At 70.6% G+C, this 22,209-nt stretch carries 15 protein-coding genes and 1 pseudogene; 6 read left to right on the forward strand and 10 right to left on the reverse strand.

Features of this window, described 5'->3' with window-relative positions; genetic code table 11:
• Nucleotides 1-22 precede the first annotated feature (22 nt).
• The 4 genes and pseudogenes from AC24HA_RS09860 to AC24HA_RS09875 all read right to left on the reverse strand — a co-directional run bounded on the left by AC24HA_RS09860 (nt 23) and on the right by AC24HA_RS09875 (nt 9,788).
• Nucleotides 23-1,372, reverse strand: a complete 1,350-nt coding sequence (locus tag AC24HA_RS09860; protein ID WP_463649307.1) for an IS256 family transposase — start codon at nt 1,370-1,372, stop codon at nt 23-25.
• Between the two features lie 63 nt (nt 1,373-1,435).
• Nucleotides 1,436-1,849: pseudogene (locus AC24HA_RS09865) on the reverse strand (phage integrase N-terminal SAM-like domain-containing protein); the annotation flags it as partial.
• A gap of 414 nt (nt 1,850-2,263) precedes the next feature.
• Nucleotides 2,264-4,696, reverse strand: coding sequence for a sugar phosphate isomerase/epimerase family protein (locus AC24HA_RS09870; RefSeq protein ID WP_425709430.1), 2,433 nt, complete (start codon nt 4,694-4,696; stop codon nt 2,264-2,266).
• 535 nt (nt 4,697-5,231) lie between these two features.
• A complete protein-coding gene (locus tag AC24HA_RS09875; RefSeq protein ID WP_487563628.1) occupies nt 5,232-9,788 on the reverse strand; it encodes a 3-keto-alpha-glucoside-1,2-lyase-like domain-containing protein in 4,557 nt (1,518 codons plus the stop codon).
• Between the two features lie 559 nt (nt 9,789-10,347).
• Here AC24HA_RS09875 and AC24HA_RS09880 point away from each other — a divergent pair.
• Entirely contained in the window at nt 10,348-11,172 is an 825-nt protein-coding gene (locus tag AC24HA_RS09880) for an aldo/keto reductase (protein WP_425709432.1), read from the forward strand.
• 85 nt (nt 11,173-11,257) lie between these two features.
• On the opposite strand, the gene AC24HA_RS09885 is transcribed toward AC24HA_RS09880, so the two are convergent.
• Complete coding sequence (locus AC24HA_RS09885; RefSeq protein WP_425709433.1) at nt 11,258-11,668, reverse strand: RidA family protein; 411 nt, start codon at nt 11,666-11,668, stop codon at nt 11,258-11,260.
• 145 nt (nt 11,669-11,813) lie between these two features.
• Between AC24HA_RS09885 and AC24HA_RS09890 the strand changes: the two genes are divergently transcribed.
• From AC24HA_RS09890 to AC24HA_RS09910, 5 genes are all read left to right on the forward strand, one after another.
• A complete protein-coding gene (locus AC24HA_RS09890; RefSeq protein WP_425709434.1) occupies nt 11,814-12,275 on the forward strand; it encodes a cupin domain-containing protein in 462 nt (153 codons plus the stop codon).
• Nucleotides 12,272-13,174 carry an acyl-CoA thioesterase gene (locus tag AC24HA_RS09895; protein WP_425709435.1) on the forward strand — a complete coding sequence of 301 codons (903 nt, stop codon included), beginning with the start codon at nt 12,272-12,274 and terminating at the stop codon, nt 13,172-13,174. The genes AC24HA_RS09890 and AC24HA_RS09895 overlap by 4 nt, the downstream gene beginning before the upstream one ends.
• Before the next feature lie 68 nt (nt 13,175-13,242).
• Nucleotides 13,243-14,919 (forward strand): AMP-binding protein, encoded by a 1,677-nt coding sequence (locus AC24HA_RS09900; RefSeq protein ID WP_425709436.1) that lies wholly within the window; start codon nt 13,243-13,245, stop codon nt 14,917-14,919.
• Between the two features lie 25 nt (nt 14,920-14,944).
• A complete protein-coding gene (locus AC24HA_RS09905) occupies nt 14,945-17,320 on the forward strand; it encodes a bifunctional salicylyl-CoA 5-hydroxylase/oxidoreductase (RefSeq protein ID WP_425709437.1) in 2,376 nt (791 codons plus the stop codon).
• Between the two features lie 35 nt (nt 17,321-17,355).
• Nucleotides 17,356-17,772, forward strand: coding sequence for an acyl-CoA thioesterase (locus AC24HA_RS09910; RefSeq protein ID WP_425709438.1), 417 nt, complete (start codon nt 17,356-17,358; stop codon nt 17,770-17,772).
• 88 nt (nt 17,773-17,860) lie between these two features.
• Here AC24HA_RS09910 and AC24HA_RS09915 read toward each other — a convergent pair whose 3' ends face one another.
• The 5 genes from AC24HA_RS09915 to AC24HA_RS09935 are packed head-to-tail and all read right to left on the reverse strand — an operon-like array spanning nt 17,861 to nt 22,203.
• Nucleotides 17,861-18,787: a PaaX family transcriptional regulator gene (locus AC24HA_RS09915; RefSeq protein WP_425709439.1), complete on the reverse strand. Its 927-nt coding sequence runs from the start codon at nt 18,785-18,787 to the stop codon at nt 17,861-17,863.
• Entirely contained in the window at nt 18,787-19,479 is a 693-nt protein-coding gene (locus AC24HA_RS09920) for an ABC transporter ATP-binding protein (protein WP_463648944.1), read from the reverse strand. The genes AC24HA_RS09915 and AC24HA_RS09920 overlap by 1 nt, the downstream gene beginning before the upstream one ends.
• A gap of 11 nt (nt 19,480-19,490) precedes the next feature.
• Nucleotides 19,491-20,279, reverse strand: a complete 789-nt coding sequence (locus AC24HA_RS09925; RefSeq protein ID WP_425709441.1) for an ABC transporter ATP-binding protein — start codon at nt 20,277-20,279, stop codon at nt 19,491-19,493.
• Complete coding sequence (locus AC24HA_RS09930) at nt 20,276-21,322, reverse strand: branched-chain amino acid ABC transporter permease (protein ID WP_425709442.1); 1,047 nt, start codon at nt 21,320-21,322, stop codon at nt 20,276-20,278. Before AC24HA_RS09930 ends, AC24HA_RS09925 begins: the two co-directional genes overlap by 4 nt.
• Nucleotides 21,319-22,203: a branched-chain amino acid ABC transporter permease gene (locus AC24HA_RS09935; RefSeq protein ID WP_425709443.1), complete on the reverse strand. Its 885-nt coding sequence runs from the start codon at nt 22,201-22,203 to the stop codon at nt 21,319-21,321. The genes AC24HA_RS09930 and AC24HA_RS09935 overlap by 4 nt, the downstream gene beginning before the upstream one ends.
• Nucleotides 22,204-22,209: the final 6 nt, after the last annotated feature.

The raw sequence follows: 22,209 nt of genomic DNA on the forward strand, positions 1-22,209 counted from the left end.
TTGTCTGTGTAAGGGGGCCGGGTCAGAGGTGGGGGTTGATTCGGTCGGGGTAGACCAGTGAGAGCTGTTGGAGGGCCGTCTTCCAGTTCGTGGTGACAGCGCCCTCGACGAGCCGGCCCGAGGCTCGTCGCTCGGCGGCGGGTCGTCCTCGTTCCTTGGCTCGCTCGCGCGCTCTTTTGTCCTCGATGTTGCAGATCGCCAGCCACAGCAGCTTCACTGCCGCGGCGTCGTTGGGGAAATGGCCCCGGTTCTTGGTGACCTTGCGGAGCTGGTAGTTCAGCGACTCGATCGCGTTGGTCGTGTAGATGACCCGCCTGAGTTCGGGCGGGAACGCCAGGAACGGGGTGAACCGCTCCCACGCGGCGCGGAACGTCTTGACCGCCGAGGGGTAGCGACGGCCGAGCTCGCTGGCCTCGAAGGCCTCCAGCACCTCCAGGGCGGCCTCAGCGCTGGGCGCCTGGTATATCGGCCGCAGCGCGGCCGTCAGAGCCTTACGGTCCTTGTAGTTCACGAACCTCGTCGCGGCCCGGATCAGGTGGACCACGCAGGTCTGCACGGTCGCCTGGGGCCAGGTCGCTTCGACGGCCTCGGGGAACCCCGTGAGCCCGTCGCAGCACACGATCAGCACGTCACGCACGCCCCTGTTGGCCAGCTCGGCGCAGACGCCGGCCCAGAACTTCGCTCCCTCGCTGGCCTGGACCCAGATACCCAGGACGTGCTTGATCCCGTCCATGTCGACGCCGATGGCGAGATGGGCGGACCTGTTGCGCACGTGTCCGCCATCGCGGATCTTGACCACGATCGCGTCGAGGTAGATCACCGGATACAGCGCCTCCAACGGGCGGTGCTGCCAGGCCAGGACCTCCTCGCTGATCTGGTCCACGACCTTGGAGATCGTCTCGTAACTGATCTCGGTGCCGATCGTGGTCGCGAGGTGGTGCTCGACGTCCCGCAACGTCATCCCGCCTGCGTAGAGGCTGATGATCATGCCGTCCAGGCCATCGAGACGGCGCTGCCCCTTGGGCACCAGCATCGGCGTGAACGTCCCGTCCCGGTCCCGGGGGACGGCCAGATCGACGTCCCCGATCTGGGTCGCCACGGTCTTCGGGCTGGTCCCGTTACGCGAGTTCGGGTGCTCGGCAGCGTCCGCGTCGCCACGGTCGTAGCCCACGTGCTCGGTCAGCTCGGCACCCAGACCCCGCTCGAGCGCGGCCTTGAGCATCCCGCCGAGCAGGCCCTGCTCACCCGTGAGCGGCTCGCCGGCATCGATCTTGGCGAAGATGTCGTCCAACGCTCCAGAGCCCTTCAGACCGTCCGCGATCTCCTTCTGCCGCCGTCTGCGTTCCGCACGCTCCGGACTCTCCTTGGTCATGGTCACAGCATGTTCTCCTTCGAACGCTGACCCCACCCCTTACACAAACCATCTGACACGCCCCTCCTGGACGTGAGGAGCGGTGTTCCAGTCGAAGAAAACCTGCGCCGGGTGGGTACCGAAGTACTCCTCGCAGACCCGGTCCCAGCCGTAGTCCGGGTTGCACACGTAGCTCGTGAACGCGCGCAACGCGCAGTGGTAGCTGCGCAGCGTGGAGTGCGAGACGTGCCGGACGGTGCGTAGGTCGGCCGAGAACTCCTCGACCGTCGCCTGCGTCCAGCGCCACGGTTCCTCGTTCATGTGCGCGACGAACCTTCGCACGCACCGCACACGCTGATCGATCGTGGCGAACTGCAGGTTGCGCGAGAGCTGCTGATTCCGCCAGCCGTCCAGCATCAGCTCGAACACGCGCTCCTCGGGCCGCAGCACCGGCAGCGCCGGCACCAGCTGGACCCGACCCGCGCCATCCACCTGCATCACAACACCCCCGATCGGTGGTTACACCTAGTGATTCAATGATGCATCTGTTGAGACTACTCGGATGCTCCTGCAGGTCAAGGGCCAGCCATCGGAGCTCCACCAGACAACTGCCGGAGTTCCGCGACGAGTCGCATCCACCAGCCGAAGCGCGTCGCAAGCAGCGTTCATGCAGGTCAGACGTGTACAGCCGGCGAGGTGCACCGGCTGCCGAGCGGGGGACCCCGGTGATTCATCTGATGCAATACGCAGAGGCCAGAATGACATAATGTACATTATCGGATCGTGGGGTGCTGCGCCGAGAGCGGTGCTGAGGGTCGTCCGTGAGCCGGGAGCCGACCACGACATGGCACTGAGAACGACGTGGGGCCCGCCGAGCTGATGCTCGACGGGCCCCACGGCCGTGCTGATGGATCAGCGGCGCACACCCAGGGTGTCGACGCCGTCGCCGTTCCAGTCACCGACGAAGACCTCGTCGGAGGCCCGACCGTAGTCGAGCTCGATGTCGGCGTTCGTCGACGTCAGCGAGTTGTTGACGAAGAACGAGTTCGCGCGACGCACGGCGAACGTGTCCGTGCCGTTGCCGTCCCAGTCACCGACGTACACCTCGTCCGAGGCGTGGCCGTAGTCGAGCTCGGCGTCCGCCCAGCCCGAGGTGAGGCTGTTGGACAGGAAGTAGCTGTTGCCGCGACGCACCGCGAAGGTGTCGACGCCGTCAGCGTTCCAGTCGCCGACCAGGACCGTGTCGCCCGAGCGGCCGTAGTTCAGCTCGGTCTCGGCCCAGCCCGAGGTGAGGCTGTTGGACAGGAAGTAGGCGTTGCCGCGACGCACCGCGAAGGTGTCGACGCCGTCGCCGTCCCAGTCGCCGACCAGGACCTCGTCGGAGGCCCGTCCGTAGGTCAGCTCGACGTCCGCGTTCCCGCCGTAGAGGTTGTTCGACAGGTAGTAGGCGTTCCCGCGGCGGACCGCAAGCGTGTCGGACCCGTCACCGTCCCAGTCACCGACGAGGACGTCGTCACCGGGACGACCGAAGGAGAACTCGTGGTCCGCCCAGATGTCCCAGCCGTCGTTGAGGTAGAACCCGCGACCCGGCGTCGGCGGCACCGGCTCCGGCTCCACCGGGGGTTCGGGCTGGCCGGCTTCCTGGCCGGTGAGGTACTCGAACCCGGTGGTCACGAAGTCCTCGCCGTCGGCCGCCACGTCGTACTCGAGCACGTAGTACGCCACGGGCGCGTGCTCCTGCGCGGCAGCGATGATGCCCGGCAGGTCGACCTCTCCCTCACCGAGGTTGGTGAACGTCGGACGGCCCTCGCCGCCGACGTTGGTGGCGTCCTTGATGTGCAGGAGCTCGATGCGGTCCCCGTGCTCCTCGATCAGCGCCGGAACATCGACGCCGGCATGCGCGGCCCAGGCCACGTCGAGCTCGAACGTCACGAGCTCCGGGTCGGTCTCGGCGACCAGGATCTCCCAGGCCGACATCTCCACACCGTCGTGCTCGTAGGTGGTGGTGAACTCGCCGTCGTGGTTGTGCCCGAAGAACTTGCCGACCCCGGCGTCCACCGAGCGCTGACCGAGTCGGTTCATCGCCTCAGCCGTGGCCAGGGTGTCCTCGTAGGAGTCGATGCCCGGGGAGGCGAACCCGCCCGAGCCGACGTACTCCTGACCCACGGTCTCGACGAACTCGAGCGTCTCGTCGAAGGACGCCTCGTCGGTGTTGTAGTGCGACGACGGCACGCTCAGACCCAGGCCGTCCGTGAGCTCACGGAACTCCTCTGCCGTGTAGTCACCGAAGGTGCCACCGAAAGGCTCGATGTTCTCGAAACCGATCTCGGCCAGGCGTCCCAGCACCGGCTCCAGGCCCACATCGCCCACCCACGGGGTCAGCGAGAACATCTGGATCGACACATCCTCCACCGGAATCAGCTCAGGCTCGGGCGGTGCGGGCTCGCCGGCTTCCTGGCCGGTGAGGTACTCGAACCCGGTGGTCACGAAGTCCTCGCCCTCGGGTGCCATGTCGTACTCGAGCACGTAGTACGCCACGGGCGCGTGCTCCTGCGCGGCAGCGATGATGCCCGGCAGGTCGACCTCTCCCTCACCGAGGTTGGTGAACGTCGGGCGACCCTCACCTGCGACGTTGGTGGCGTCCTTGATGTGCAGGAGCTCGATGCGTTCCCCGTGCTCCTCGATCAGGTCGGCAACGTCGATGCCCGCGTGGGCGGCCCATGCGATGTCGAGCTCGAACGTCACATACTCGGGGTTGGTCTCGGCGACGAGGATCTCCCAGGCCGACATCTCCACGCCGTTGTGCGTGTAGGTGGTGGTGAACTCGCCGTCGTGGTTGTGCCCGAAGAACTTCCCGACCCCGGCCTCGACCGACCGCTGCCCGAGACGGTTCATCGCCTCAGCCGTCGCCAGAGTGTCCTCGTAGGAGTCGATGCCGGGAGAGGCGAACCCACCGGACCCGACGTACTCCTGCCCCACGGTCTCGACGAACTCCAGCGTCTCGTCGAAGGTGTCCTCGTCTGTGTTGTAGTGCGACGAGGGAACGTTCAGACCCAGACCGTCCGTCAGCTCACGGAACTCCTCTGCCGTGTAGTCACCGAAGGTGCCACCGAACGGCTCGATGTTCTCGAAACCGATCTCCGACAGGCGCCCCAGCACCGGCTCCAGACCCGCATCCCCCACCCACGGGATCAGCGAGAACATCTGGATCGACACATCCTCCACCGGGATCAACTCGTGCTCGGCCTGCGCGGGGGCGTCCGCCGGCTCGGGCTCGGCGGGCGAGGCACTCGCCGCGCTGAGCGCCATCGGCAGCACGAGTGCGCTGGCGAACGCTGCTCCCACCGCTCGGGGTAGCCAACGGCTACCTGGTCCTCGTCTGGTCACGATTCCTCCTTGAGCTCGCATACCTGTCTGGCCGTACCGTCACGGCACCTGTGCCCGAGGGCGGCGGCCACTCCGCCTCACGCCCCTCGGCCGGTCCGCGGCGCAGCGCACGCACCTTCCCGTCCTCGGGTCGAGGCGCCGCTCCGCCGCGGGTCTGTCCATCCAATCACCATGAAGACCAAAGCAACAGGGGTTTCGCTCAGGCAAAAAAGAAGTGGTGTGCCAGGTCTCGGTCGACGCCTCTCCCCCGCCAGTGCCGTGGCGTCGTTGCCGAGTCAATCAGGTAGCCATCGAGGCAGTCCCCTGGGTCGACTGCCTCGGTCGTTATCCGACTGCCTCACCGCACTAACCGAGCCGACGCCGACTATGACGACGGCGAAGGGCGGGCCCCGCACCCATCAGGGTGCGAGGCCCGCCCGTTGGTGAGCAGAAGTCCGCTCAGTGGTGGAGCGGAAGTCCGCTCACTCGCCGATGATCGGCATCAGGTTGCTGGTCAGCGGCGGACTCCGAGGGTGTCGGAGCCGTCGCCGTTCCAGTCACCGACGAAGACCTCATCGCCGGCCCGGCCGTAGCGGACCTCGATGTCGGCCCACCCACCAGTCAGCGAGTTCGACACCAGGTACAGGTTCCCGCGACGCGAGGCGAACGTGTCCGCCCCGTCACCGTCCCAGTCCCCCACCAGCACGTCGTCGGACGCCTGTCCGTAGTCGAACTCCGCATCCGCCCAGCCCGAGTTCAGGCTGTTGGAGACGTAGTAGGTGTTCCCACGACGCACCGCGAACGAGTCCGCACCGTCCGCGTCGTAGTCACCGACCAGGACCTGGTCGTCCGCGCGGCCGTAGTCCAGCTCGGCCTCCGCATTCCCACCAGAGAGCGAGTTCGTGAGGAAGTAGCTGTTCCCGCGACGCACCGCGAACGAATCGCTGCCGTCGCCGTCCCAGTCACCCACCAGCACCGTGTCCGACGCGCGACCAAAGGTCAGCTCCACGTCCGCGTTACCCCCGTAGAGGTTGTTGGACAGGAAGTACGCGTTCCCGCGGCGCACCGCGAGCGTGTCCGACCCGTCGCCGTCCCAGTCACCGACCAGGACCTCGTCACCCGGGCGACCGAAGCTGAACTCGTGGTCCGCCCAGATCCCCCACCCGTCGTTGAGGTAGAACCCACGACCCGGCGTCGGCGGAACAGGCTCCGGCTCCACCGGCGGCTCCTCGTCGTCCAGCTCGGCGATACGGACGTTGCGGAACGAGACGTCGTCGCCGTCACCGTGGTTCTGCAGCCCGATGTAGCCGGAGCTGAGGTCACGTGCCGGGTCGGTCGACTCGAACTCGTTGATGAGGACGTCGTTGAGGTAGACCTCGATCATCGGGTCGTCGACGACGATCTCGTACGCGTTCCACTCCCCCGGCGGGTTGAGCGCCTCGTCCCTGGCCGCCTCGTCGGCGCCCTGGAACGTGTAGATCGCGCCGGTGGTGCGGTCGGGCTCGTCGGTGGCGTCGATCTGGATCTCGTAGCCCTCGTTCACGGCGACCCACGGGTCGTCACCGGGCTCCGGGAACCCGACGAACACGCCCGAGTTGTCGTCGCCCGCCATCATCCAGTCCAGCCGGAGGCTGTAGGCGTCGAACTCCTCGGGGAACCACAGGAGGCCCATCCCGCCCGTGGTGAGGGCGGTGCAGTCCTCCTGCAGCTCGAAGCTGCCGGGGCCGGCCATGTTCCAGGCGTCCAGGCTCGCCTGGGTCCCGTCGAAGAGCGGGGTGTAGCCCTCCTCGACCTCGACAGGCTCGCAGACCGGGGGCTCCGGGTCGTCGCCGACCACCCGGAAGTGGTCGAAGCTCACGGTCGTGGGCTCCGCCTGCTGCGCACCGAGGGCATAGATGCCCGGGCCGGCGTCGCCGACCTGGTCGTTGGTCACCGCGCTGGGCAAGTCCTGCCAGGTCTCACCGTCGGTCGAGAAGGCACCCGTGAAGGTGTCTCCGTCCCGGGTGAGCCGGACGTGGTACTCGTCGGACAGTGGCAGGTCGGTGAGGTCGTCCTGCGGGTTCTGGATCTCGCCGCCCACCTCGCTGCGGAGCTCGACCCGCAGCGGGGTGTCGCTGCCGTTGGTGGCGTAGACGGGGTCGAGCTTGACGTAGTTGTCCTCGTCCCCGTAGACGATGATCCCGCCCTGCTGGTAGGCGCTGCCCAGGTCGGCGCTGAACGTCGTCTCGACCGTCCACTGGTCCCCCGTGAGCACCCGGTTCTGCAGGATGTTCGGCACGGGCGAGTTGTCGCCGGCGTAGAAGTCGGCGTCGGTGGTGGTGACGTTGTAGGCACCGTCCGCGACCGTGGCGAGCTCGGGGTCGTAGTTGATGATGTCCCACCGGCACGTGTCGACGACCGTTCCGTCGAACTCGTCGTCAGCCGAGATCTCCGCGTCCGGGTCCTCGCAGACCGGCGGCTCCGGTGCGGGCTCCTCGCCCCCGCCGGACGCCGTGAAGTGGAGGAAGTCGAGGTCGACGCCACCGGTTGAGGTGACGTAGACGGTGCCGGAGCCCTCAGGGATCGTCTCGAGCGTCGTGGCCACCTCCTGCCAGCCGTCGCCGCCGGAGATCTCGATCTCGGCGAACGGGTCGGCCGCGACGTCGTTCCAGCGCAGTGCCAGGGTGCCCTCGCCGGACGCCTGTGCTGCGACGGTGTCGATCGGCTCGCCCGTCGCTGCGTGGGTGAACGCGATCGGCTGGAACGCGATGTGGTCGCCCTCGTCGAACGAGGTGACGTAGGAGCCCGCGCTGGCGCCGGGGTCGTTCGCGACCTCGATGCCCTCCTGGGAGTTGTACCACTCGCCCTGCTGGACCTCGGGCTTGGTGATGAGCGTGGCCTCGCCGGTGGTGGCCGGGACCTCGCCCTGGGGCTCGTCGGTGTACGTCACCACGAGGGTGCCGTAGATCTTCTCGCCCTCACCGTGCTCGACGGCGGACTCGTTCGTCTCGATGGTGAAGTCGCAGCCGTTGCCGCTGACCTCCGGGTGGGCGTGCTCGTTGTGGCCCAGACCGAACGTCCATGCGACGCGGCCGCACTCCGGCGTGTCGCCGTCCTCGGCGTCGGTCACCGAGACGCTCATCGGGATGTCGTCGCCCCAGTCGAAGATCGCGCCGTCCGGCACGGACAGCGAGACCTCCGGCGCGGTGTTGCCGACGGTGATCGGGGTGTTGGCCAGACCGACCTTGCCCTCGGGGTCCGTCACCCTCAGGGTGACGTGGACCTGTCCGAGCTCGGCGAACGTGTGCGTGACCTGGACGCCCTCGGCGTCGAACTCGCCGTCGCCGTCGAAGTCCCACTCGTAGGTCAGGTCACCGCCCTCGGGGTCACGCGACTCCGAGGCGTCGAAGGCCACGTCGAGCGGAGCCTCGCTGCTGGCGACCGGGTCGGCGGTGAAGCGTGCCTGCGGCGTCTTGTTGTCCGGCGCGTAGTCCACGCGGTACAGGCCGGCGCCCGGGTTCTGCCGGAAGAAGCCGTCGCCGTAGTCCAGGACGTACAGCGCGCCGTCCGGTCCGAACTCCATGTCCATCACACCGTTCCAGACCGGCATGTTGGCGGTCTCCAGGTGGGCGTTCGGCAGGAAGTCGGAGATGCTCGTGACCGAGCCGTTCGAGCCGAGCTCGTCGACCCCGAAGGACACGACGTAGTCCTGCGAGAACTCCGCCAGGAACGGCGTGCCGTCCCACTCCTCGGGGAACGCGATCGTCGACTCGCTGGTCTCGTCGTAGCGGTAGACCGGGCCACCCATCGGGGCCTGGCCGCCACCGCCGAGGGTGACGAGGGCGTCCCACTCCGCGGGCTGGTCGCCCGGGTTGTCGCCGTACCAGATCTGCGGCTCGGTCACCGGCGGGAGCTGCTCCAGACCCGTGTTCCAGGTCGAGTTGTTCACCGGGCCCGCGTCGCAGTCGAAGAACTCGCCGGGCGTGCTGGTCTCGAAGTCCCACTCGTTGTACGCGCCACCGTCGTTGGGGCCGTGGCAGTACGGCCAGCCGCCGTTGAGCGGTTCGCTGGTCATCTGCCACTCGACGAAGCCCATCGGGCCGCGCTCGTCGCTGGCGGAACCGGCGTCAGGACCGTAGTCCGCCCAGATCAGGGTGTCGGTCTCCAGGTCGTAGTCGATCCGGAACGGGTTGCGCAGACCCATCGCGTAGATCTCCTCGCGCACGAGGTCCGGGTCGTACTCGCCAGTGTCGAACAGGTTTCCCTCGGGGATCTCGTACGTCGTGCCCGGGCCGACCTCGGCGTCCGCGGCGATCTCCTCGAGGGGATCGATCCGCAGGATCGCGCCGCGCAGGTCGTTCGTGCTGCCGGCGCCGCGACGCGCGTCGAGCCCGGGGTTCATCCCGGAGGCGTTGTTGATCGGGGTGTACCCGTTGGCCCCCGGCGTTCCTGCCGGCGTGTTGTCACCGGTGGACAGGTAGAGGTTGCCGTCGCTGTCCCAGGCCATGTCGGCGCCGACGTGGCAGCACTGACCGCGCTGGGCCTCGATCCGGATGATCTCCTCCTCGGAGTCCAGGTCGAGCGTGCCCGCCTCGGGGTCGAACACGAAGCGGGAGAGCACGTTGTAGCCGAGCCACTGCTCCCACTCCTCGAGCGAGTCCGAGCCCTCGATCTGCTCGGGAGCACTGCCCTGCGGCGTGGTCTCCGGGTACGGGAGGCCCGACGGCGAGACGCCGTCCATCACGCGCGGCGCGTAGACCATGTAGACGAGGTTGTTCTCCTCGAAGTTCGGGTCGAGCGAGATGCCCTGGAGCCCGTCCTCGGAGTTGGCGTAGACGTCGAGCTGTGCGATCTCGTTCGTCGTCCCGGTGTCCGGGTCGGTGAGCCGCACGACGCCGTCGCGCGCGGTGTGCAGCACGCGCGAGTCCGGGAGCACAGCCAGGTCGATCGGCTCGCCGGTGTCCTTCGAGAGCAGGATCCGCTCGTAGTCGTTCCAGTCGGTGTCACCCTCCTGCACCGGCGCCGCCGGGGGCGGGTCGGCCGGATCGCTCGGTGGGTGATCCGGATTCGCGCTCGCGGCGCTGAGCGTCATCGGCGCCACGAGGACGCCGGCGAGCAGCGCGCCCGCAGCTCGAGGTAGCCAACGGCTACCGGTTGATCGTCTGGTCACGATTCCCCCTCTTGAGATCGCACACCTGACGCGCCGCATCGGTGCGACGCGCGGCCCCCGGGGACGGCGGCAGCTCCGCCTCACGACCCCCGGGGCACCACGGCCGACCAGGGGTGCTCTCCCCCGTCCGGGCAGGGCGCCCGTCGACCGTGGATGAAGGGAGTAGACCAGGCCGTGAGCGTGAGCACAAGGGGTTTCGCTCAACTAAAAAATAAGTCGGCAGGCCCGGGACCAGGCGAACAGCGTCATCCTCCGCGGCCGTCCTCGTGCCGGGCGGCGGGGCGGCGCCACCGCGCGAAGCACGGCACGATCGTGCGTCAGTGGCGTTTGATCCGGGTCTCAGCCTAGATTCCAGAGGACGGCGCGTCGTGACATGTCATGCACTGATCTAGTTCTGAGCCCTGATCTCCTGCATGCGCGGGACCGCCGACAGTTCGAGCCCGGCTCGCCACACACGCCGGGGACCCGTAGCGTCGAGGACATGTTCTCCTTCCCGGACGGAACCGCCGTCCCCGCCGTCGGCCTCGGCACCGCGTCCGTCGACGGCGAGGCCGGGATCGCCGCGATCGCGGGCGCCCTCGACCTCGGGTACCGCTACGTCGACACGGCGGTCAACTACCGCAACGAGACCGAGGTCGGCGAGGCTCTCTCGCGCAGCTCCGTGCCGCGCGCGGAGGTCATGGTCGCCAGCAAGATCCCCGGTCGCGCGCACGAGCGTGACAAGGCGATCGCCGCCGTCGAGGGATCGCTCGAGCGGCTCGGCCTGGACCGGCTCGACGTCATGCTCGTCCACTGGCCCAACCCGTCCGTCGGCCGCTACGTCGAGGCCTACGAGGCGCTGCTCGAGTGCCGCGAGCGCGGTCTCGTCGACCACGTGGGCACGAGCAACTACACCGAGGCGCACCTGCGGGAGATCGTCGCGGCGACCGGGGAGGCGCCGGTGCTCAACCAGATCGAGTGCCACCCGCTGCTCCCCCAGCGACGGATGCTCGACGTGCACCGCGAGCTCGGCATCCTCACGCAGGCCTGGAGCCCGCTCGGCAAGGCGTCGGCGCCCTACGACGCGGAGCCCGTCGAGCGGGCCGCGCACACGCACGGGGTCACCGCCGCCCAGGTCATCCTGCGCTGGCACCTCGAGCGCGGCGTCATGCCGATCCCGAAGTCGATGCACGCCGAGCGTCAGCGGGCGAACCTCGACGTAGGGTCCTTCTCGCTCACGCCGGACGAGGTCGAGGCCGTCAGCGCGCTCGAGGTCGCGGACGGACGCCTGTTCGACGGGGACCCCGACACGCACGAGGAGATGTAGCCGGCCCGCATCCGCGCCGGCCCGCGGCCGGGCTCAGCCCCGCGGCGGGGCCGAGGTCCGCTCCGGCATCGGCCCGCGGCCTCGCTCAGTCGTCGCTGCCCGAGCCCAGGTGGGCGACCGCCTCGATCTCGATGACGGCCTCCTTCTGCCACAGGCGCGTGACGCCGAGCCCGGCCATCGCCGGGTAGTCGCGGCCTGCCATCTCGCGCCAGATCCGTCCGATCTCGCGGCCGTTGGCCATGTAGTCGTCGACGTCGGTGAGGTAGAGCCGGACCGAGGTGAGGTCCGCGGGCGACCCGCCGGCCTCGGCGAGCGTGGTGAGCACGTTCGAGAAGGCCTGGCGGAACTGCTCGACGACCCCTCCCGGGACGATCCGACCGTCCTTGTCGAGTGCGGTCTGACCACCGAGGTAGACGACGCCGTCCGCCTCGATGCCGTGCGCGTAGCCGGAGGGGTCGGCCATGGACGAGGGGTTCACGGTGCGGCGGCGGGCCATGTGCTGCTCCTTCACGTAGCGGGTGGGACCGGGTTCTTCCGCGTGCTGGGACCCGGTGCTATATTGAGCATACGTGACGGTCGGCAGATTGACGATATGCCGATCGAGCCCATCGCTGTCGCTGGTCTCACCCGGAAGGACACCCATGACATCTCCGGAACCCACGGATGCCGCCCCGACGGTCGGTCCCGACGTCGTCCCCGTCGTCACCCGCGCCGGTGAGGAGGACACCGCGACGATGCAGTCCGGCGACGCCGTCCGGGTCTCCGGCGTCGGGCCGCAGCACACCCCGGCCACGAGGATCTGGTTCGGTCAGGTGTCGAACGCGCCCGGCTACCGCTCTCCCCCGCACCACCACGGTGAGGCCGAGACCGGCGGCTACGTGCTGCGCGGGCACGGCCGCATCTACTTCGGCGAGGGCTACCGGGAGTTCCTCGACATGACCGCCGGCGACTGGGTGTTCGTCCCGCCCTACATGCCGCACGTCGAGGCGAACATGTCGATCACCGAGGACCTGGTCTGGCTCACCGCACGGACGCCCGACAACATCGTCATCAACCTCGACGAGGTGCCGGACGAGTCGCTTCAGGGGTACCGCCGACCATGACGGGCGCGACGAGCTCGGTGCTGCTCGGCGCCCTGGAGCTGACGGCCGCCGAGCGCGAGGGCGCCGACGAGGCCTGGACCGCGGTGACGGGTCCGTGCCCGTGGCCCAAGGCGTACGGCGGGGACATGGTCGCGCAGGCGTCGCTCGCCGCCATGCGGTCCGTCGACCCGGGCCGCGTGCTGCACTCGATGCACGGCTACTTCATGCGTCCCGTCGAGATCGGCCGACCCGTCCGGTACGAGGTCGACCGCACCCGCGACGGCCGGGGCTTCTCCACCCGGCAGGTGCGCGGCATCCAGGCGGGCAAGGTCGCCTTCCTCATGATGGCGTCCTTCCAGGTCCTGGCGGCGGGCCCGGAGGTCGCCGCGCCGGCACCCCCGGACGTCTCGGGGCCCGAGACCCTGCCGTCGTCCGCCGACGTGCTGGCACCGGTCGAGCCGGGCACGCCCGCCGCGGGCTCGATGACCGCCGAGGCGAAGGAGTACTGGAGCCGAGGGCGCAGCTTCGACATGCGCCACGTCCCCGGCCCCGTCTACCTCGAGGTGGAGGGCGGACGCACGCGGCACCAGGCCGTGTGGGTCCGCGCGTTCGAGACCCTGCCGGACGACGACCTCCTCCACCGCGCCGCCCTCGCCTACGTCTGCGACTACACGATCATCGAGCCGATCCTCAGGGCGGCCGGGCTCCCGTGGGCGGAGCCCGGGCTCGTCACGGCGAGCCTCGACCACGCGATGTGGTTCCACCGGGCCGCGCGCGTCGACGACTGGCTCCTGTACGCCCAGGAGGCCGTCTCCGCACAGGACGGGCGCGGCCTCGCCACCGGACGCTTCTTCGACCGCGACGGCCGGCTCGTCGCGACCGTCGTGCAGGAGGCCCTCGTCCGCCCACCTGCCGACTGACCCACCCGGGTCGAGGGTCGGCGACGGCGCCACCCCTTGCCCCTCCCCTCTGAGAGGACCCTGCACGGATGGACCTGACCCCGTCGTCGCACGTCGACACCTTTGCGCGCGACCACCTCCCGCCCCGCGAGCTGTGGCCGACCTTCGAGTTCACCCTGCCCGAGCTGCAGTTCCCCGACCGACTCAACGCGGCCGTCGAGCTCCTCGACCGGCAGGTCGAGCGATGGGGCCCGGACCGGGTCGCCCTGCGCACACCCGCCGGCGAGACGTGGACCTACGGCGAGCTGCGGCTCCGGTCCGACCAGGTCGCCCAGGTGCTGACCGAGGACCTCGGCGTCGTCCCGGGCAACCGGGTCGTCCTGCGCTCACCGAACAACCCGTGGACCGTGGCTGCATGGCTCGGGGTCCTCAAGGCGGGAGGCGTCGTCGTCACCACCATGCACGCGCTGCGCGCCGCGGAGATCGGCCAGCTCATCGAGGCGACGCGGCCCTCGGTCGCGCTCGTCGACGAGCGCTTCGCGGAGGATCTCGACACGGCCGTCGCCCGCTCGGGCGCGGACGTCGCGGTGCTCCGGTACGGGGGCGACGGGCCGGAGGACCTCACCGTCAGGTGCGCGGCGAAGGACGGCGTGTTCGACGCCGTCCAGACGGCGGCGGACGACGTCGCCCTGCTCGGTCCCACCTCGGGCACGACGGGCGTCCCGAAGATCACGATGCACTTCCACCGCGACATCCTGGCCAACGCGGAGACGTTCGGCCGCCACGTCCTGCGGCCGGAGCCCGAGGACCTGTTCACCGCCACGGCCCCGTTCGCCTTCACCTTCGGGCTCGGTGCGCTCGTCGTGTTCCCCCTGCGCTTCGGCGCCTCGTCCCTGCTCCTGGAGAAGGCGGCCCCGCTGGAGTTCGCGGAGCACGTCCGGGCGTCCGGCGCGACCGTCATCTTCAGCGCCCCCACGGCCTACCGCGCGATCCTGCGCGAGGGGCGGGAGGACCTCCTGGCCGGGGTGCGCACCGCCGTCTCGGCCGGCGAGCACCTGCCGGCCCCGGACTGGGAGGAGATGCGGCGGCGCACCGGGCTCGAGGTGATCGACGGCATCGGCTCGACCGAGCTCCTGCACATCTTCGTCTCCTCCCCGGTCGGGGAGATCCGGCCGGGAGCCACCGGCCGCCCCGTCCCCGGGTACCGGGCCACGATCCTCGACGACGACGGTCACGAGGTCGGTCCCGACGTCGCTGGCCGGCTGGCCGTCATCGGCCCGACCGGCTGCCGCTACCTCGACGACCCGCGCCAGGCCGCGTACGTGGTCAACGGGTGGAACGTCACCGGTGACACCTTCTCCCGCGACGCCGACGGCTACTTCCACTACCAGGCGCGTCGGGACGACATGATCGTCAGCTCCGGCTACAACATCGCCGGGCCGGAGGTCGAGACGGCGCTCTCCCGGCACGACGACGTCCTGGAGTCCGCGGTGGTCGGGCGCCCCGACGAGGCGCGCGGCACGGTGGTGTGCGCGTTCGTCGTCCTGCGCGAGGGTGTGGTCGGCGACGACGGCAAGCGCCGTGAGCTCCAGGACTTCGTCAAGCAGACGATCGCGCCGTACAAGTACCCGCGCGACGTGCGGTTCGTCGACGTCCTGCCGCGCAACCCGAGCGGCAAGCTCCAGCACTTCCGTCTGCGCCAGGAGCTGGCGGAGCAGGCGGCGCGCCCTGCGTCGCCCGCGTCCGCCCCCGTCTCCGGTTCCTGATCCTCGCCCCGAAAGGACGTCAGCCATGAAGATCGCCGTGATCGGCGGTGGGCCCGGAGGACTGTACTTCGCGGCCCTGATGAAGCAGCTCGACGCCGCTCACGAGGTCGTCGTCTACGAGCGGAACCGGGCGGACGACACGTTCGGGTTCGGCGTCGTCTTCTCCGACGAGACCCTGGGCGGGATCGAGAATGCCGACCCCACGGTGGCGGCGGCGATGACCAGCCAGTTCGCCCACTGGAGCGACATCGACGTGCACTACCGCGGCGAGGTCGTCACCGTCGGCGGACAGGGCTTCGCGGCGATGGGGCGCAAGGAGCTGCTCCGGCTCCTGCAGCAGCGGTGCGCGGACCTCGACGTCGACGTCCGCTTCAGCACGACGGCGCCGGACGTGGCGGAGCTCGCCGCGGCCAACGACCTCGTGCTCGCGGCCGACGGCGTGAACTCGGCGGTCCGTGGGCGCTACACCTCCTCGTTCGGTCCGGACGTGCACACGGGCCGCTCGAAGTTCATCTGGTTGGGCACCGACAAGGTCTTCGAGGCGTTCACGTTCATCATCAGGGAGACGCCGTGGGGCGTCATGCAGATCCACGGCTACCCCTACTCCGCGGACCGCTCGACCTTCATCGTCGAGATGGACGAGACCACGTGGCGCCGAGCAGGCTTCGACGTGACCGAGGACGCCGTCCTGAAGCCGGGCGAGAGCGACGAGCACGCGATCGCCCGGATCCGGGAGATCTTCGGCGAGGACCTCGGCGGCCACCAGGTGCTCGCCAACAACTCCAGGTGGATCAGCTTCCCCACCGTGCGCAACGAGTCCTGGCGGCACGAGAACGTCATCCTCCTGGGGGACGCCGCGCACACCGCACACTTCTCCATCGGCTCCGGCACCAAGCTGGCGATGGAGGACTCCCTCGCGCTGGCCGCGTGCCTGCACGAGAACGCCGACCTCCCCACCGCGCTCGCCGCGTACGAGGAGGAGCGGCGCCCGGTCGTGGAGTCCACGCAGCGGGCCGCCGAGGCCTCGCGCGGCTGGTTCGAGTCGATCCACCGGTACGTCGGGCAGGACCCGGACCAGTTCGCCTTCAACCTGCTCACCCGCTCCCGGCGCATCACCCAGGCCAACCTCGAGCTCCGCGACCCGGACTTCGCGCACCGGATCGACGCGGCGTTCGCCGAGCGGGTCGGGGCGACGGAGGTCGTGCCGGCCATGTTCCAGCCCCACCGCATCGGGTCCCTCGAGCTGCGCAACCGGATCGTCGTCTCGGCGATGGACATGTACTCCGCCGTCGACGGCGTGCCCCAGGACCTCCACCTCGTCCACCTCGGGTCGAAGGCCATGGGCGGGGCCGGCCTCGTGATGACGGAGATGGTCTGCACCTCGGCGGACGGACGGATCACGCCCGGGTGCACCGGGCTCTACACGGACGCCCAGCGTGACGCGTGGGGGCGGGTCGTCGACTACGTGCACGCGCACAGCCGGGCCGCGATCGGCGTGCAGCTGGGCCACTCCGGCCGCAAGGGCTCGACCCGGCTGATGTGGGAGGGCATCGACGAGCCGCTCGAGTCGCACAACTGGGAGACCGTGGCCCCCTCCCCGATCCCGTACGGCCCGGGCAACGCCGCCCCCCGGGAGATCACCCGCGCCGAGATGGACGAGATCCGCGAGGACTTCGTCGCGGCGACGCGCCGAGCCGCCGAGGCCGGGTTCGACCTCGTCGAGGTCCACCTCGCCCACGGCTACCTCCTGTCCTCGTTCCTCTCCCCGGTGTCGAACCGACGCACCGACTCCTACGGCGGCAGCCTCGAGAACCGGCTGCGCTACCCGCTCGAGGTCGTCGACGCGGTCCGCAGCGCCTGGCCCGCCGACCGTCCGCTGCTCGCGCGCATCTCCGCCGTCGACTGGCTGCCGGACGGCAACACCGACGACGACGCCGTCACGATCGCCCGGGCGCTGATCGCGCACGGCGTGGACGGGATCGACGTCTCCAGCGGCCAGGTGGCCAAGGAGGAGCGGCCGCGGTTCGGGCGCAGCTACCAGACGCCGTTCGCGGACCGCATCCGCAACGAGGTGGCGGCGCCGGCGGGCGCCACCGTCATCGCGGTGGGCGCGATCTCCTCCTACGACGACGTGAACTCCATCCTGCTCGCCGGCCGTGCCGACCTGTGCGCGCTGGGTCGGACGCATCTCTACGACCCGCAGTGGACGCTCCACGCCGCGGCCGAGCAGGAGTACACCGGGCCGGCGGTCACCTGGCCGCCGCAGTTCCGGGCCGGGCGCCGCAGGCCGCCGACCGCGCGGACCGACGCCGTCCGTCCGCGGCTGTCGCTGCTGCGCGACCAGGACAGCGACGCCGGGACCCACCGACGATGGGCGCCGAGGTCGCCGAGCCGCGCGTGAGCGCCCGCGCGGGTCGCCGAGGAGAAGGAGGAACGGTGGGAGCGTCGATCAGCTACGAACGGACCGTGGCCTGGGCGGAGACCGACGCCTCCGGGCACTACCACAACAGCACCGTCATGCGGCTGTTCGAGGCCGCCGAGGCCGCGCTCGTCCGCGACCACGGGCTGACCGACTACTTCGGGGTCACCCCCCGGGTGCGGCAGGAGATCGACTTCGAGGCCAAGCTCTACTTCGACCAGCCCACCACCACGGTGGTGACGGTCGAGCGGATGGGACGCACGTCGATGACGTACCGGTTCGAGGTGTGGGGCGAGCCGTTCCGTGACCAGCCGCGGGCCCGCGCGGCCAGCGGCATCGTCGTCGTGGCCCACGTGCCGGTCGGCTCGCCGTCCGCCAGGCCGTGGCCCGAGGACGTCGTCGCCGCGCTGGGCTCTCGCGCGGCGGACGGCTGAGGAGGAGCCCGGGACGGGACAGTGGTCCCGGAGCCCGGAGCCCTGGTCTCGGACGACGTGCCTCGCCCGCCCCGCCTCCGGTGTGCCCTCAGCCGGGCTCGCCCCGGCGGGGATCGTGGATGACGCTCAGCGCGTGCTCCTCGGCGCGCGGGCGCATGACGGCGTCCAGCCTCTCGAACAGGGCCCTGGCCGACTCCCCCGGCCAGTTCTCCGGCAGCAGGGTGAGCGGCAGGCCGGGATCGCGGTACGGCAGCCGCCGCCATCGCGTGAGCATCGGGACGTAGGCGCGGAAGTGGTCGCGGGCGGACGACCGTCCGGACTCGGCGAGCACGCGGTCCTGGTCGTGGCGCGCGAGGAACTCCGAGTACAGGGCACCCAGCTCGCCCAGCTCCCACCACCGGGCCACCCGCTCCCGCAGGTCGCCGTAGGCGAGGTGCTCCCCGCGGAACAGGTTGACGTAGGTGTGCAGGCCGTGCCGCTCGAGGGTGTGCCGTACCTCGTCCTCGAGGTTGGCCGGCGCCACCCAGAAGCCGGGGGCGATCGTGCCCAGGCCGAGCCGGGTGAGGTGCGACCTCAGCTCGTGGCGACGCGCCCGGTGCGACTCCGGTACCGAGAACACCACGAGCAGCCACCCGTCCTCCTCGGTGGCCCGACGCCGGTCGAAGATGCGCCGGTCACCCTCGGCGACGAGCCCGAGCGCGTCCTCGCTCAGGGCGTACCCGGCGGCGCCCCCGCGCCGCTCGCTCCGCAGCACGCCGCGTCGCTTGAGCCGCGAGATCGAGGACCGTACCGCGAGCCCGTCGACGTCGAGATCGGCCATCAGCGACACGACCGAGGCCACCGAGATCCAGTTGTCCTCGCGCCGCGCGTACAGGCCGAAGATCGTGAGGATGAGCGGGGCGAGCCTGCCGTCGTGGCCGCCGCCGCCGGCGCCGGCCCCGCTCCCGGAACCGGCGCCCGCGCGGGTCCCGCCCGCATGTCCGGCCCCTGAGCCGGTACCGCGCGTCGTCGCCATCAGCCCACCCCGAGGAGGCTCCGCGCGGCCGCCTCGTCGCGCCGGAACTCCGCCACGGTGCTCTCGTGCACGACGACTCCCTTGCGCATGACCGCGACCCGGTCCGCGACGGCGAACGCCAGGCGAAGGTCCTGCTCGACGACGACCGTCGCTAGACCGCCGGAGGTCAGGCCCTCGAGGATCTCCCGCACCTGGTCGACGACGGCAGGCGCGAGCCCGTCCGAGGGCTCGTCGAGCAGCAGGACGCGGGGGGAGCCCAGCAGGGCCCGTCCGATGGCGAGCATCTGCTGCTCGCCGCCCGAGAGCTGCGAGCCGAGGTTCGTCCGACGTTCGGCGAGTCGCGGCATGAGCTCGTAGACCCGCTCGGGGGTCCAGTCGCCCGACCGCCGGTGGGAGATCTGCAGCGTCTCGTGCACGGTCAGCGGCGCGAACACCCGCCGGCCCTGCGGCACGATCGCCAGTCCCGCCCGCGACCGGGCGCTGGTCGGGCGGTGGGTGACGTCCCTCCCGTCGATCCGGACCGTGCCCGCGCTCGCTCGCACGAGCCCCATCATCGTCTCGATGAGGGTCGTCTTGCCGGCGCCGTTGCGGCCCAGCACGGCGACCGACTCCCCCGCCGTCACGGCGAGGTCGATGCCCTGCAGGACCCGGCTGCCGTCGTACCCGGAGACCAGAGCGCTCACCTCGAGCAGCGGCGGCGCGGTCACGAGGACACCTCGAACAGCTCGGTGCCCGCGGACCGGCCGAGGTAGGCCTCCTGCACCGCGTCGTCCGCCCGCACGGCCTCCGGCGATCCGTCCGCGATGAGGCGCCCGGCGGCGAGCACGCTCACCCGCTCGGCGAGCCGGAAGACGACGTCGAGGTCGTGCTCGACGACGACGACGGTCACGGTGCGCGGCAGGGACTCCACGAGGGAGGCGAAGAGCTCGGTCTCCGCGACCGACATGCCTGCCGTCGGCTCGTCGAGGAGGATGAGCCGCGGGTCGCAGGCGAGCACCATCGCGACCTCCACCTGACGGCGTTCGCCGTGGGAGAGCGCCCCGCACAGGGCGGCGTGCCGGTCGGCGAGGCCGACGTTCTCCAGGTGCGTCATCGCGGCGTCGCGGATCGCGCGGTCGCGGCGCGGGCTCGGCCACGCCCGCACGGGAGAACCAGAGGAGCGTTCGACGGCGGCCCACACGTTGTCGAGCACGCTCATCCCGAGGAACAGGCTCGAGTGCTGGAACGTCCGGACCAGTCCGGCGCGGGCGCGGCGCGCCTCGCCGAGCTGGGTGATGTCCTGCCCCTCGAGGTGCACGGTGCCCGACGTCGCGCGGGTGCGGCCCGCGAGCACGGCGAAGAGGCTGGACTTGCCGGCCCCGTTCGGGCCGATGAGGGCGTGGCGGGCGCCGCGCGCGATCTCGAGCGTCACGGAGTCGACGGCCGTCAGCGAGCCGTAGCGCAGCGTGAGGTCGTGCGTGCGCAGGATCGCGGCGTCGGTGGGTGGGCTCACTGCTCGGTCCCCCGTCCCCTCGTCGTGGATCGTTGTCGGTCGGGCAGCAGTCCCAGGGGCCACCGGGCCCGGATCCCGGCGATGCCCCGGGGCAGCAGGTACACGGCGGCGACGAAGGCGATGCCGAGCAGGAGCGTGCCCCGGCCGTCGAAGTAGCCGCCCAGCCAGTCCCGCACGAAGATGACGAGGCCCGCACCGAGGACCGGTCCCCACAGGACGCCCGCCCCTCCGACGACGACCGCGAGGAGGGCGAACGCCGAGACGTCGAACCCCATGTCGCCGGGCGACATGAACCGCGTCTGGGCCACCCAGGCCGTGCCGGCCGCGCCGGCGATGCCGCCCGCGATCGTGTACGCGATCAGCTTGGTGGGGTAGGTCGACTGACCGAGGGCGCGCAGACGCGTCTCGCCGTCGCGCACGCCGCGCATCGACCGGCCCAGCGGTGAGGAGGAGACGAGCACCGCTGCGCCGAGGCCGAGCAGGAAGACGCCGAGCACCCACCAGTACACGTATCCCTGCAGCACGAGGGGCTCCCCGCCCGGGACGAGCGTGACGGCGGGGATCCCGGTGAGCCCGTTGGAGCCCCCGAGAGCCGCCACGGTGTCCGCCGCCCGGTGCGCGAGCTCACCGACGGCGAGGGTCACCATGAGGAAGAAGACTCCCGACGTGCGGACGACGACGGCGCCCGTCGCCGCGGCCAGCACGGCCCCGACGGCGACACCCACCCCGAGCTGGATGAACCCGTTCGTCGTCAGATGCTTGCCGACCAGGCCGGCGGCGTAGGCACCCGCGCCGAAGTAGGCGACCTGCCCCAGTGAGGGCATGCCCATGAGTCCGGTGAGCATGTCCACGCTGACCACGAGCAGGGCGAACGACAGCGCCCTGGCGACGAGGCCGAGCGGATAGGGGGCGAGGAAGAACGGCAGGAGGGCCAGGGCCAGCAGGGCGAGGGCGATGAGCAGCCGGCCGAGCCAGGCGCGGGAGGGCGCCCTGGTCGGTGCGCTCGGGCGCACGGCCTCGGCGGTCTCGACGGTCGTCGTCATGCGTGGGACCCCGTCCGTGCGGGCAGCAGGCCCTGGGGCCTGAGCAGGAGGACCGCCGCCATGGCGGCGAAGAGCAGGAAGGAGGCGAACTCCCCGGCGAGAACCACGCCGATCGACTGCACCTGGCCGACGATGAGCGCACCCAGCACGGCGCCGCCGAGCGAGCCCAGGCCGCCGATGACCACGATGACGAGGGCGAGGAGGAGGATCTGGTCGTCGAGCCCCGGCTGGGCGCCGAGGATCGGCGCGGCCAGCAGCCCGCCCACCGTGGCCAGCGCCGCGCCGACCCCGAAGACCAGCAGGAGCACGACCCGGGTGCGGATGCCGATGGACTCGACCATGCCGCGGTCCGCGACCGTCGCGCGGACGATCGCGCCCGCCCGGGTGCGGTCCAGGGCCAGGTACAGGGCGACGGCGATCACCGCGCCGACGCCGATCATCAGCAGCCGGTAGACCGGGTACGGGCTGCCGCCCAGCGAGATGGATCCCGCGAGGGCCTCGGGCGAGGCGACGGAGCGCACGTTCGACCCGAAGACCTCGCGCAGCAGCTCTGCTGCGATGAGGGCCATGCCCAGGGTGAGCAGCGCCTGCCGCAGGTGGTTGCGCACCGGCCCGGTCATCGCCGCCAGGAGTCCCCCGGCGGCGAACCCGACGAGCGCGGCGACGACGACCGCGAGCAGGAACGTGCCGGTCGAGGGGCGTCCGTCGAACATGGCGACGCCGACGTAGGCACCCACGAGCGAGATCGCACCGTGCGCGAGGTTGAGCACGTCCATCGTGCCGAAGACCAGGGAGAGCCCGATCGCGATGAGGAAGAGGACGGAGCCCAACGCGAGGCCGTTGAGCAGGGTCGTGAAGTTGGCTGCGAACCAGTCGAGCACGCCGCG

Source organism: Georgenia sp. Z1491 (genome assembly GCF_057652395.1).

Bases quoted from the DNA above. Each gene is read 5' to 3' on its own strand.
- AC24HA_RS09905 (WP_425709437.1), top strand. From the start codon at position 14,945: ATGAAGATCGCCGTGATCGGCGGTGGGCCCGGAGGACTGTACTTCGCG.
- AC24HA_RS09885 (WP_425709433.1), bottom strand. From the start codon at position 11,668: ATGGCCCGCCGCCGCACCGTGAACCCCTCGTCCATGGCCGACCCCTCC.
- AC24HA_RS09860 (WP_463649307.1), bottom strand. From the start codon at position 1,372: ATGACCAAGGAGAGTCCGGAGCGTGCGGAACGCAGACGGCGGCAGAAG.
- AC24HA_RS09875 (WP_487563628.1), bottom strand. From the start codon at position 9,788: ATGACGCTCAGCGCCGCGAGCGCGAATCCGGATCACCCACCGAGCGAT.
- AC24HA_RS09895 (WP_425709435.1), top strand. From the start codon at position 12,272: ATGACGGGCGCGACGAGCTCGGTGCTGCTCGGCGCCCTGGAGCTGACG.
- AC24HA_RS09900 (WP_425709436.1), top strand. From the start codon at position 13,243: ATGGACCTGACCCCGTCGTCGCACGTCGACACCTTTGCGCGCGACCAC.
- AC24HA_RS09880 (WP_425709432.1), top strand. From the start codon at position 10,348: ATGTTCTCCTTCCCGGACGGAACCGCCGTCCCCGCCGTCGGCCTCGGC.
- AC24HA_RS09890 (WP_425709434.1), top strand. From the start codon at position 11,814: ATGACATCTCCGGAACCCACGGATGCCGCCCCGACGGTCGGTCCCGAC.
- AC24HA_RS09915 (WP_425709439.1), bottom strand. From the start codon at position 18,787: ATGGCGACGACGCGCGGTACCGGCTCAGGGGCCGGACATGCGGGCGGG.
- AC24HA_RS09930 (WP_425709442.1), bottom strand. From the start codon at position 21,322: ATGACGACGACCGTCGAGACCGCCGAGGCCGTGCGCCCGAGCGCACCG.